The sequence below is a fragment of the Streptococcus mitis genome, assembly GCF_002096925.1.
Lineage (GTDB): Bacteria > Bacillota > Bacilli > Lactobacillales > Streptococcaceae > Streptococcus > Streptococcus mitis_AF.
This window is the reverse complement of record NZ_NCVN01000007.1, coordinates 40,957-51,300: the sequence shown is the minus strand read 5'-3', so window position 1 is coordinate 51,300 and position 10,344 is coordinate 40,957. Positions and strand designations below refer to the sequence as shown.

Here is a 10,344-nt window from a genome sequence, read left to right as displayed (position 1 = left end):
GATGAACGTAAAATCCCGCGTCGTAAACTCAAGAAAGTCTTGCGTAAAGTCAAAGATGATTTTTCAGTACGTGCTGAAAAGTATGAGAAGTATCAGGAGACATTTGAAGGGCGTAACAGTTTTTCCAAAACCAATCCAGATGCCACTTTTATGCGAATGAAAGAAGACTATATGAAAAATGGCCAACTCAAAGCTGCTTATAATCTTCAAATCGCTACTGAAAGTAGCCCCTCAAAAGGGACTGTAGTATGAACGAACGCTATCAAAACTTGAAAGCTAAAGAATATCAGGCGCTTTTATCTCCCGAAGGAAGACAGATTTTCGCTCAACACAAGATTGATGTGGAACCTGTCTGTGGGCAGATAAAGGCTTGTTTGGGTTACAAGAGATGTAATCTGAGAGGGAAGCGTCAAGTGAGAATTGACATGGGATTGGTACTTATGGCCAATAACCTCCTCAAATACAATAAGAGAACGACTCAAATTTGGGAGCTATTCAAATTCATCTCCAAAACAATCCAGTGGATAAGATGATTGCTTCGCAATCTCTATCTGCAACCTAAACTAGTCTCCCAGACTAGTTTAGCCACCCAGATATGCTTTTCTGACTTCTTCTGATGAAGCGAGTTCTTTTCCTGTTCCTGATAGAACGATTTTCCCTGTTTCCAATACATAGCCTCGGTCAGAGATTGCGAGTGCTTTATTGGCATTTTGTTCAATCAAGAGGACGGTTGTTCCTTGTTTCTGGATGTCTTGAATGATATCAAAAATCTCTTGGATAAAGATTGGGGCAAGTCCCATTGATGGTTCATCTAAAAGAAGAAGTTTTGGTGTTGACATGAGGGCGCGTCCCATGGCAAGCATTTGCTGTTCTCCCCCTGAAAGAGTAGCTGCATCTTGGTTCTTCCGTTCTTCAAGACGAGGAAAGCGTGAGAAAACTTTCTTCAAGTTGGCTTGATTTTCTTCACGGTTTTTCTTTAAGAAAGCTCCCATTTCAAGATTTTCCATAACAGTTAAGCCAGGAAAGACGTGGCGTCCTTCTGGAACTTGTGAAAGACCACCTGCCACGATTTTTTGAGCTGGCATTTTTTGGATTTCTTGACCTAAAAATTCAATCTTTCCTGAACTCGGTCTAACCAAACCAGACAAGGTACGGAGAATGGTTGTCTTACCTGCACCATTGGCACCGATAAGGGAAACAACCTCTCCTTCATTTACTTCAAAGCTTACATCACGGACTGCTTGGATCATACCGTAATGCACAGAAAGATTATCAACTTTTAACATAGACATTAGGCTTCACCTCCTAGATAAGCTTCGATAACGCGTTTATTGGTCTTAATTTCGTCTGGAGTTCCCTGAGCAATCAAACGACCATATTCAAGTACGTAGATACGTTCTGTCACTTCCATGACCAGATTCATATCGTGTTCAATCAGCATGATCGTAATCTTAAATTCATCTTTGATACGACGAATTAACTCAGTCAATTCTGCTGTTTCCTGTGGGTTCATACCTGCTGCTGGTTCATCTAAAAAGAGAATTTTAGGTTCCGTAGCAAGGGCACGAACAATTTCCAAACGACGTTGTTGTCCGTAGGCAAGATTTTTAGCAAGCGTTTCTGCATCACCATCTAAATCAAAGATTTTAAGCAATTCCAAGGCTTTAGCCTTTAATTCTTTTTCACTCTTGTAAAAAGCTGGTAAGCGTAAAAAACTAGCAAAAACATGTTGTTTGTGATGGTTGCCAAAGGCAATCAAAACATTGTCCAAAACTGTTAAATCTTTAAAGAGACGGATATTTTGGAATGTACGTCCAAGTCCCAAAGAGGCAATCTTATAAGGTGACTTTCCATTCAAAAGGTGACCATCTAAGGTAACTGTTCCCTCACTTGGTTCATATACACCCGTCAAGAGGTTGAAAAGGGTGGTCTTACCAGCTCCGTTTGGACCGATTAGTCCAACCAGTTCCCCTTCGTTCAATTCAAGAGTCACATCTCCAACAGCTGTTAGACCGCCAAAATGTTTGGTTAACTGTTTTACTTCAAGTAATGCCATTAGTTTTGTTCCTCCTTCTTAGATTTTTTAAAGAAACGTGATAGGCTCAATTCCCATGTTCCAAGGAGTCCACCTGGTCTGAAAATCATTACCAATACCAAGGCCAAAGCGTAGATAATCATACGCACACTGGCAACATCTTGGAGAAGCATATTCAAAATTCCAAGAACAATAGCTGAAACAATGGCACCTGTAATGGAACCAAGTCCACCAAATACAACAATGATCAAAACGTTGATTGAGTTGATGAAGGTGTAATCTTTGGGTACAACTGAACCGATAAATCCTGCCTGAAGTGACCCTGCAATACTTGCAGTAATGGCACCAAAGACGAAAGCGATGATTTTAATCTTAGTCGTATTAACCCCAACTGACTCAGCAGCGATTTCATCCTCACGAACAGAGAGAGTTGAACGACCAATTGGACTACGCAAGAAGTTCAAGGTTGCAATGGTTGTAATCACGACAAAGAAGTAAACCATTTGCCAAGTTGTAAAGTTTGGAATTCCCAAGATACCTGCCGCACCATTTGTAAGGCTTCCGCCATTGATGATAAAGATACGGATAATTTCAGAAACACCTAGAGTTGCTACCGCAAGGTAGTCCCCCTTCAAGCGCAAGGTTGGAATTCCGACAAGCAAGGCAACTGCTCCTGAAAGTAAAGCCCCTATCAGCATAGCTCCAAAGAAGGCACCGTAGGTTGGTGATTTAGAACCAATAATAGCTGCTGCATAGGCACCAATCGCCATGAAACCAGCATGCCCAAGTGAAAATTGTCCTGAAAAACCAACGATTAAGTTGAGACCAACAGCCAGAATAATATTAATTCCTATTTGTTGTAAAATCTGAACATAGAATAGATTGAGTACTCCGACTGAAACCAATACACTAATCAAGCCATAGCCAGCTAACAAAAGGAGTAACCATAGAATATTAACTTTTAAATTTTCTTTCATCGTTTACACCTTCTCTTTCACATTTTTACCAAGGATACCAGCTGGGCGGACAATCAAGATCAACAACAAGATTCCATAAACAATGGCATCACGGAAGTCTGACATTCCAAAGGCTGTCGCAAAGGTTTCCAATAGACCAATTACAAATCCACCAAGCGCCGCACCAGGAATGATTCCGATACCACCAAGTACTGCGGCAACGAAAGACTTAAGACCTGGAGTAACTCCCATCAAAGGCTCAAGAGAGTTATAATAGAGGGCAATCAGAACACCTGCCGCACCCGCAAGAGCTGAACCCAAAGCAAAGGTAAAGCTGATAGTACGGTTTACATTGATCCCCATCAATTGCGCTGCATCGCTATCTACGGATACGGCACGCATGGCTTTCCCCATCTTAGTCTTTTGGACAATGACTTGTAACAAAATCATCAAAATCAAGGAAATGGCCAAGATCATTAACTGAACGTTTGTTAGGCTAACTGGTCCCAAATCATAGCGAACTGTTTGAATCGCTTGAGGGAAGGCACGGGTATTGGCACCAACCAGATAGACCATGCCATACTCCAATAGGAAGGAAACCCCAATAGCTGTAATCAAAACAGCAATACGAGTAGAGTGACGCAAAGGTCGGTAAGCAAGGAACTCAATCACGACACCAAGAATGGCTGTCGCTAACATAGCTACAATAAGAGCTACAAAGAAATTCATTTGGAAAGAATTAATCAAGAAATAACCGATAAAGGCTCCCATCATATAAATATCACCATGGGCGAAGTTGATGAGCTTGATAATTCCGTAAACCATGGTATATCCTAGGGCTAACAGCGCATAAACACTACCTAGAATCAAACCATTTACTAGTTGTTGGAGCATAAGATTCACTCTTTCTATTTATAATTTTGAGGGTTTCCCCTCATTTTTTGATAGGTTCTTAAACACCGAAACAGGGAGTGAGTCAGAGGCTCATTCCCTATTTCAACATTTTTCTATTATGGTTTTACAACTTCTGCTGCTTCAACCTTACCATTGTTCATGGTCATCATGTAAGCAGTTTTGACTGTGTTGTGGTCTGCATCAAAGCTTGTTTGACCAGTTACACCTTCAAAGTCTTTTGTTTTAGCAAGGTTATCCTTGATTTCACCAGAGTTTTTAGCACCTTTTGCTGCGTTTGCTACAAGGTGAACTGAGTCATAAGCCAAGGCTGCAAATGTTGAAGGCTCTTCGTTGTACTTAGCACGGTAAGCATCAAGGAAAGCTTTTGCTTTAGCTGAAACTTCTACAGTAGTTGAGAAGCCTGAGATAAAGTAGATGTTTGATGCTTTTTCAGCAGTTGCTTGTTGTACAAACTCTTCACCGTTGAATCCATCACCACCAACGATTGGCTTGTCAATTCCCATACCACGCGCTTGGTTTACAATCTTACCAGCCTCATTATAGTAACCAGGAACAACGATCGCATCAAAGTCTTTCCCTTTCATTTTTGTAAGGGCTGCTTGGAAGTCTGTGTCACCTGCTACGAAAGTTTCATCTGCAACGATTTCACCTTTATATGACTCGCGAAAAGATTTGGCAATCCCTTTAGCGTAGTCGCTGGCATTGTCAGTGTAAAGAACAACTTTCTTAGCTTGCAATTTATCAGAAACATAGTTTGAGATAATTTTTCCTTGGAAGCTATCTTGGAAAGTTCCGATAAAGAGGTAATCTTGACCTTTAGTCAATCCATCTTGAGTCGCACTTGGTGAAATCAATGGAACACCTGCTTTTGTAGCGTTAGCTACCGCAGCTGCAGTTGCACCAGATGTCGCAGGTCCTACGACTGCTGATACCTTAGATTGGGTTACAAGGTTAGTTGTAACTGAAGCAGCCTCTGCTGTTTCAGACTTGTTATCTTTATCGACTACTTCGATTTGTTTTCCATCGATACCACCTGCAGCATTGATTTCATCAACGGCCAATTGGGCACCTTTTTGTTCAGCTGTTCCATATGCAGCTAAAGAACCTGATTCTTCAAAGTTAAATCCGATTTTGATTGTCTTTTCATCTACTGAGTTACCAGCAGCGTTTGACGCTCCAGACTTCACTTCTCCACAGGCTGCAAGAAGTGCTACACTTGCAAGCGCCACAAACGATAGGGCAAATTTTTTCTTCATCTTTTTTGTCTCCTTATTTCTTAAATAAATAGCATGTTAAGAATATACCGAATTATCAGAAAATTGTCAACACTTTTCTTGAACTTTTTCGATGATAACGTTTTCCTCTCGATAAAGATTGCCCACAAAGGGTGTTTCCAGCTCTTGGATATGACAAACTCTGACTTTTTTTATAAACTTTTCCTTGCCCAAGCGCCCGACCAATTGCTCCACTTCTTGAGTTGGAACATAGAGTTGTAAGTAACGATGTTTCTTGGAATGATAGGTAATATCTCCATAATCCTGCAGTTTTTTGGCATCACGATTATAGTAAAGATAGATAATCAAGCCAGATCGTTTGACTTTTTCAAACATGATAAATCCTCTTTCTAAGAAATCTCTCACTATTATACCAAAAAAAGCAAACCCAGTCGAGTTTGCCTTCTTTCATCATTAATTCAATGAATTGTTGGCCATGATTTCATCAATAAAGCCATATTCAAGTGTTTCTTGGGCGCTCATCCAGTTATCTCGTTCTGCATCTGCATGGACTTTTTCGATTGACTGACCTGAATTTTCAGCCAATATTTTTTCCAAGATGTTACGAGTTTTAAGCAAGTGTTCTGCAGCGATCGCCATATCAGTTTGTTGGGTACCACCACCTGTACCACCCATCGGTTGGTGGATCATATACTCTGCATTTGGAAGCATGAAACGTTTACCTTTTGCTCCACTTGACGCGATGACAGTCCCCATAGATGCAGCCATCCCCATAACGATAGTTTGGACATCTGCCTTGATAAAGTTCATGGTATCAACGATTGCCAAACCAGCTGAAACAGAACCACCAGGTGTATTGACATAAAGGTAAATATCTTTTGTACTATCTTGGGCATCTAAGAAAAGCAATTGGGCAATAACAGAGTTAGCCATATTGTCTTCAACGGGACCTGTCAGCATAATGATGCGGTCTTTGAGAAGACGTGAGTAAATATCGTAGGAACGTTCTCCACGGCTTGTTTGTTCAATAACTACAGGAATCATTTATTTCTCCTTTTGAGTTTTAATTTTGTTGGTCAAATGACTGAAGATAAGACTATTATAATATCTTGGTCAAAAAAGGTCAAATTTTTGCTCTGTTTTCATTAGACAGAAACAAAAATTCAACCTCCTTTCGTGACTGGAAATCCTTTTCCAAGTCAATCTCTTTTTAATTCTATTTTGTACCGAACAAGCGGTCCCCAGCATCTCCAAGACCTGGAACGATATAACCGTGTTCGTTCAAACGTTCATCCAAGGCTGCTGTAAAGATTTCTACATCTGGATGAGCTTCTTGAAGAGCTTTTACACCTTCTGGTGCTGATACAAGGCAGACAAATTTGATATTTGATGCGCCACGTTTTTTAAGAGAATCAACAGCCAAGATTGCTGAACCACCTGTTGCCAACATTGGGTCTACCACAAAAATTTGACGTTGGTCAATATCTTCAGGCAATTTCACCAAGTACTCAACTGGTTGAAGCGTTTCTTCATCACGGTACATACCGATGTGGCCAACTTTAGCAGCTGGAACCAAGCTCAAAAGTCCATCAACCATCCCGATACCTGCACGCAAGATTGGAACGATAGCCAATTTCTTACCTGCCAATTGTTTTTGAACTGTTTTTGTGATTGGTGTTTCGATTTCCACATCTTCTAGTGGAAGATCACGAAGTACTTCATATCCCATCAACATTGCAATCTCATCTACTAGCTCACGGAAAGCTTTTGTAGAAGTATCTGTACGACGTAAGATTGACAATTTGTGTTGAATCAGTGGATGATTAATAACTTCAATTTTTCCCATTTTTGGAATTCCTTCTTTCAATTTATTCTTCTTATTATACCAAAAAACGGTTTAAAAATCTTTCTAAACCATTTATTTTTGATAATTTTTCACATTAAATCAGCCTCTTTAAGAGCTGTCTGTACTGTCTCAAGTGGTAAATGAGTCAATTCTGTTCCCTTTTCTTGATAAAGGTATTGGGCGTAGTCGTCCATTCGGTACTGGTTGATATAAACCACACGCTTACAACCGACCTGAAGCAATTGTTTGGTACAATTCAGACAAGGAAAATGGGTTACATAGGCTGTAAAGCCTTTAGGAACACCACGTTCTGCACCTTGAAGGATAGCATTGACCTCAGCGTGAAGGGTGCGAACACAGTGGCCTTCAATGACCAGACATTCGTGATCAATACAATGCTCGGTACCTGACACCGAACCATTGTATCCAGTGGAAATTACCTTATTATCCTTAACCAGAATCGCACCCACTTTGGCACGTTTACAAGTGGAACGATTGGCAATTAGTAAGGCTTGGGCTGCAAAATACTCATCCCATGCTAGTCTTTTTTCAGTCATATCTCTTCTCCTTTTTCTCTATTTTTTAAAAAATGGTAAACCTAAATCCGCAATCTTTTCAGCAGGTACCTTCATGCCATCCTTGATCCATTTTAGTAGGACAGAGACGATGGCTGAGCTCCAGAAGGAATGAAGATAAGAGCTGACACCTTTTGATTTTCCATGGTATTTTTCTAAAAATTCTTGCATGGCTTGGACAAAGATTTTTTCCAGATGGTAATCTAAGGCAAGTTGAATCACTCTGGCTTCCTTTCTTGCTTCTCGGAAAAGGTGAACCCAGATCAGATAAAGGTCTGTCTTTAAATCATAATGATGCAACTGTTCCATGATGTTGTGGACAGTTCGTTTAAAGACGCTCTCTAAAATCTCCTCTTTGGAATCATAATTGCGATAAAAGGCCGCACGCGAAACGCCTGCACGCTTGACCAATTCAGAAATACTAATCTTGGTCAAATCCTTTTTTTCCAAGAGTTGCAAGAGGGCTGTTTCGATGGCTTCTCTAGTTAATAAATTAGATTCTTGGTTTGATTTTCTGAGATTTTCAAGAGATTTTTCAGAGATTCTACGTTCAGACATAACATTTTCTTTCTACTTGTCACAACAGACAGATGAGGCTTTTGTTTCAAGGGTTTTCATGATATAATTGTAAAAAAAGACAGAACCTTTGTCAATGTATAACTGACAAAGATGGAGAATTTCTATGACTTGGAAGATTATTGCTGACTCTGGTTGTGATTATCGTCAGCTGGAAGCACCAGCTATTGACACGACCTTTGTAAGTGTCCCCTTAACCATTCAAGTAGCTGATCAGGTCTTTGTTGATGATGCCAGTCTTGACATTGACCAAATGATGGAAACCATGTATGCAACTGCAGAAGCTTCAAAATCAGCTTGTCCAAGCCCAGATGATTATTTGCGAGCATTTGAAGGAGCCAAAAACATTTTCCTAGTAACCATCACTGGTACTCTTTCTGGCAGCCACAATAGTGCTCAACTAGCAAAGAATATTTATCTGGAAGACCATCCTAACACTAAGATTCATGTGATTGATAGTTTGTCTGCTGGTGGTGAGGTTGACCTACTCGTAGAAAAATTGAATGACTTGATTGACCAGGGCTTATCTTTTGAAGAAGTGGTTGAAGCTATCACTGCCTATCAAGAAAAAACCAAGTTGCTCTTTGTCCTAGCCAAAGTCGATAACTTGGTGAAAAACGGCCGTTTGAGTAAGCTTATCGGTACGGTCGTTGGCCTTCTCAACATCCGTATGGTCGGAGAAGCTAGTGAAACTGGAACCCTTGAATTGCTACAAAAAGCACGAGGACCAAAGAAATCAGTTCAAGCTGCCTATGATGAGTTAGTAAAAGCAGGATATGCTGGTGGCCGTATTGTCATGGCCCAACGCAATAACGAGAAATGTTGCCAACAGCTTTCAGACCGAATACGTGAAACCTTCCCACAGGCGGATATTAAAATTCTCCCAACCTCTGGTCTCTGCAGTTTCTATGCAGAAGATGGTGGTTTGCTGATGGGATATGAAATTGATTAATTGCATTCTTGACAAGAGGTGACCATCATCTCTTGTTTTTTTATGGTACAATAGAGCTATGAAACATTTTGATACTATTGTCATCGGTGGAGGTCCTGCTGGTATGATGGCTACGATTTCCAGTAGCTTTCATGGACAGAAAACCCTCCTTATCGAAAAAAATCGGAAACTTGGAAAAAAATTAGCTGGGACTGGTGGGGGACGGTGCAATGTAACCAACAACGGAACTCTAGATGACCTACTAGCTGGAATCCCTGGGAACGGACGCTTCCTTTATAGTGTCTTCTCCCAATTTGATAACCATGATATCATCAACTTTTTTACAGAAAATGGTGTTAAACTTAAGGTCGAAGACCACGGCCGCGTCTTTCCGGCCAGCGACAAATCGCGAACCATTATCGAAGCCTTGGAAAAGAAAATCGCTCAACTAGGTGGTCAAGTTGCTACTCAAACAGAAATTGTTTCGGTTAAAAAGGTAGACGACCAGTTTATCCTTAAATCAACTGACCAAACCTTCACTTGTGATAAACTCATTGTCACAACTGGTGGAAAATCCTATCCTTCCACTGGTTCAACTGGTTTTGGTCACGAGATTGCTCGTCATTTCAAACATACCATTACCGAGCTTGAGGCCGCTGAAAGTCCTTTGGTGACAGATTTTCCACATAAGGCCTTACAGGGAATTTCCTTAGATGACGTGACCCTAAGTTATGACAAGCATGTCATCACTCACGATTTGCTCTTTACCCACTTTGGTTTATCTGGTCCTGCTGCCCTGCGTATGTCTAGTTTTGTCAAGGGTGGGGAGGTTCTCTCGCTAGATGTTTTGCCTCAACTTTCTGAGAAGGACTTGGCTACATTTCTAGAAGAAAATAGGGAAAAATCTCTAAAAAATGCTTTAAGAACCTTGTTGCCAGAACGCTTGGCAGAATTTTTTGTGCAAGGCTATCCTGAAAAAGTCAAACAGTTGACTGAAAAAGAACGCGATCAACTTCTCCAATCTATCAAGGGATTTAAAATTCCTGTAACTGGTAAAATGTCATTGGCCAAGTCCTTTGTTACCAAGGGTGGCGTCAGTCTCAAGGAAATCAATCCTAAAACTCTGGAAAGTAAGCTGGTCCCTGGCCTCCACTTTGCTGGCGAGGTACTGGATATCAATGCCCACACGGGTGGGTTTAACATCACTTCTGCCCTCTGTACTGGTTGGGTGGCGGGATCAAACCCAATCTAAATCTGAATTATTTAATGGCTAAA

The 10,344-nt window shown here is 40.8% G+C and carries 13 protein-coding genes and 1 pseudogene; 4 read left to right on the top strand and 10 right to left on the bottom strand.

Features of this window, described 5'->3' with window-relative positions:
• Both B7692_RS11460 and B7692_RS11455 read left to right on the top strand, forming a co-directional pair.
• Nucleotides 1–222, top strand: a pseudogene (locus B7692_RS11460) (IS1182 family transposase); the annotation flags it as partial.
• A 26-nt stretch (nt 223–248) separates the two neighbouring features.
• Entirely contained in the window at nt 249–533 is a 285-nt protein-coding gene (locus tag B7692_RS11455; protein ID WP_084929764.1) for a transposase, read from the top strand.
• 48 nt (nt 534–581) lie between these two features.
• Here the strand turns inward: B7692_RS11455 and B7692_RS02075 are convergent, their stop codons facing one another.
• The 10 genes from B7692_RS02075 to B7692_RS02025 form a co-directional block, all read right to left on the bottom strand.
• A complete protein-coding gene (locus tag B7692_RS02075; RefSeq protein WP_000062200.1) occupies nt 582–1,292 on the bottom strand; it encodes an ABC transporter ATP-binding protein in 711 nt (236 codons plus the stop codon).
• Nucleotides 1,292–2,056 carry an ABC transporter ATP-binding protein gene (locus B7692_RS02070; protein ID WP_001185997.1) on the bottom strand — a complete coding sequence of 255 codons (765 nt, stop codon included), beginning with the start codon at nt 2,054–2,056 and terminating at the stop codon, nt 1,292–1,294. Before B7692_RS02070 ends, B7692_RS02075 begins: the two co-directional genes overlap by 1 nt.
• Nucleotides 2,056–3,012, bottom strand: a complete 957-nt coding sequence (locus tag B7692_RS02065) for a branched-chain amino acid ABC transporter permease (protein ID WP_000662286.1) — start codon at nt 3,010–3,012, stop codon at nt 2,056–2,058. The genes B7692_RS02070 and B7692_RS02065 overlap by 1 nt, the downstream gene beginning before the upstream one ends.
• Before the next feature lie 3 nt (nt 3,013–3,015).
• On the bottom strand, nt 3,016–3,885 hold the full coding sequence (locus B7692_RS02060; RefSeq protein ID WP_000941427.1) for a branched-chain amino acid ABC transporter permease: 870 nt from the start codon (nt 3,883–3,885) through the stop codon (nt 3,016–3,018).
• A gap of 116 nt (nt 3,886–4,001) precedes the next feature.
• Complete coding sequence (locus B7692_RS02055; RefSeq protein ID WP_084929763.1) at nt 4,002–5,162, bottom strand: ABC transporter substrate-binding protein; 1,161 nt, start codon at nt 5,160–5,162, stop codon at nt 4,002–4,004.
• A 66-nt stretch (nt 5,163–5,228) separates the two neighbouring features.
• Nucleotides 5,229–5,516: a YlbG family protein gene (locus B7692_RS02050; RefSeq protein WP_084929762.1), complete on the bottom strand. Its 288-nt coding sequence runs from the start codon at nt 5,514–5,516 to the stop codon at nt 5,229–5,231.
• A 78-nt stretch (nt 5,517–5,594) separates the two neighbouring features.
• Nucleotides 5,595–6,185 (bottom strand): ATP-dependent Clp protease proteolytic subunit ClpP, encoded by a 591-nt coding sequence (gene clpP, locus B7692_RS02040; protein ID WP_000613471.1) that lies wholly within the window; start codon nt 6,183–6,185, stop codon nt 5,595–5,597.
• Between the two features lie 172 nt (nt 6,186–6,357).
• Nucleotides 6,358–6,987 carry a uracil phosphoribosyltransferase gene (gene upp / locus B7692_RS02035; RefSeq protein ID WP_000515974.1) on the bottom strand — a complete coding sequence of 210 codons (630 nt, stop codon included), beginning with the start codon at nt 6,985–6,987 and terminating at the stop codon, nt 6,358–6,360.
• A gap of 89 nt (nt 6,988–7,076) precedes the next feature.
• Entirely contained in the window at nt 7,077–7,544 is a 468-nt protein-coding gene (locus tag B7692_RS02030) for a deoxycytidylate deaminase (RefSeq protein WP_000136976.1), read from the bottom strand.
• Between the two features lie 18 nt (nt 7,545–7,562).
• Nucleotides 7,563–8,120 carry a TetR/AcrR family transcriptional regulator gene (locus B7692_RS02025; RefSeq protein WP_033689037.1) on the bottom strand — a complete coding sequence of 186 codons (558 nt, stop codon included), beginning with the start codon at nt 8,118–8,120 and terminating at the stop codon, nt 7,563–7,565.
• A 124-nt stretch (nt 8,121–8,244) separates the two neighbouring features.
• Between B7692_RS02025 and B7692_RS02020 the strand changes: the two genes are divergently transcribed.
• The gene (locus tag B7692_RS02020) at nt 8,245–9,090 is read left to right on the top strand and encodes a DegV family protein (protein WP_084929761.1); all 846 of its coding nucleotides are present in this window, start codon (nt 8,245–8,247) and stop codon (nt 9,088–9,090) included.
• Nucleotides 9,091–9,148: 58 nt separating this feature from the next.
• The gene (gene aao, locus B7692_RS02015; RefSeq protein ID WP_084929760.1) at nt 9,149–10,321 is read left to right on the top strand and encodes an aminoacetone oxidase; all 1,173 of its coding nucleotides are present in this window, start codon (nt 9,149–9,151) and stop codon (nt 10,319–10,321) included.
• Nucleotides 10,322–10,344: the final 23 nt, after the last annotated feature.

Bases quoted from the DNA above. Each gene is read 5' to 3' on its own strand.
- B7692_RS11455 (WP_084929764.1), top strand. From the start codon at position 249: ATGAACGAACGCTATCAAAACTTGAAAGCTAAAGAATATCAGGCGCTT.
- B7692_RS02075 (WP_000062200.1), bottom strand. From the start codon at position 1,292: ATGTCTATGTTAAAAGTTGATAATCTTTCTGTGCATTACGGTATGATC.
- B7692_RS02070 (WP_001185997.1), bottom strand. From the start codon at position 2,056: ATGGCATTACTTGAAGTAAAACAGTTAACCAAACATTTTGGCGGTCTA.
- B7692_RS02065 (WP_000662286.1), bottom strand. From the start codon at position 3,012: ATGAAAGAAAATTTAAAAGTTAATATTCTATGGTTACTCCTTTTGTTA.
- B7692_RS02060 (WP_000941427.1), bottom strand. From the start codon at position 3,885: ATGCTCCAACAACTAGTAAATGGTTTGATTCTAGGTAGTGTTTATGCG.
- B7692_RS02055 (WP_084929763.1), bottom strand. From the start codon at position 5,162: ATGAAGAAAAAATTTGCCCTATCGTTTGTGGCGCTTGCAAGTGTAGCA.
- B7692_RS02050 (WP_084929762.1), bottom strand. From the start codon at position 5,516: ATGTTTGAAAAAGTCAAACGATCTGGCTTGATTATCTATCTTTACTAT.
- clpP (WP_000613471.1), bottom strand. From the start codon at position 6,185: ATGATTCCTGTAGTTATTGAACAAACAAGCCGTGGAGAACGTTCCTAC.
- upp (WP_000515974.1), bottom strand. From the start codon at position 6,987: ATGGGAAAAATTGAAGTTATTAATCATCCACTGATTCAACACAAATTG.
- B7692_RS02030 (WP_000136976.1), bottom strand. From the start codon at position 7,544: ATGACTGAAAAAAGACTAGCATGGGATGAGTATTTTGCAGCCCAAGCC.
- B7692_RS02025 (WP_033689037.1), bottom strand. From the start codon at position 8,120: ATGTCTGAACGTAGAATCTCTGAAAAATCTCTTGAAAATCTCAGAAAA.
- B7692_RS02020 (WP_084929761.1), top strand. From the start codon at position 8,245: ATGACTTGGAAGATTATTGCTGACTCTGGTTGTGATTATCGTCAGCTG.
- aao (WP_084929760.1), top strand. From the start codon at position 9,149: ATGAAACATTTTGATACTATTGTCATCGGTGGAGGTCCTGCTGGTATG.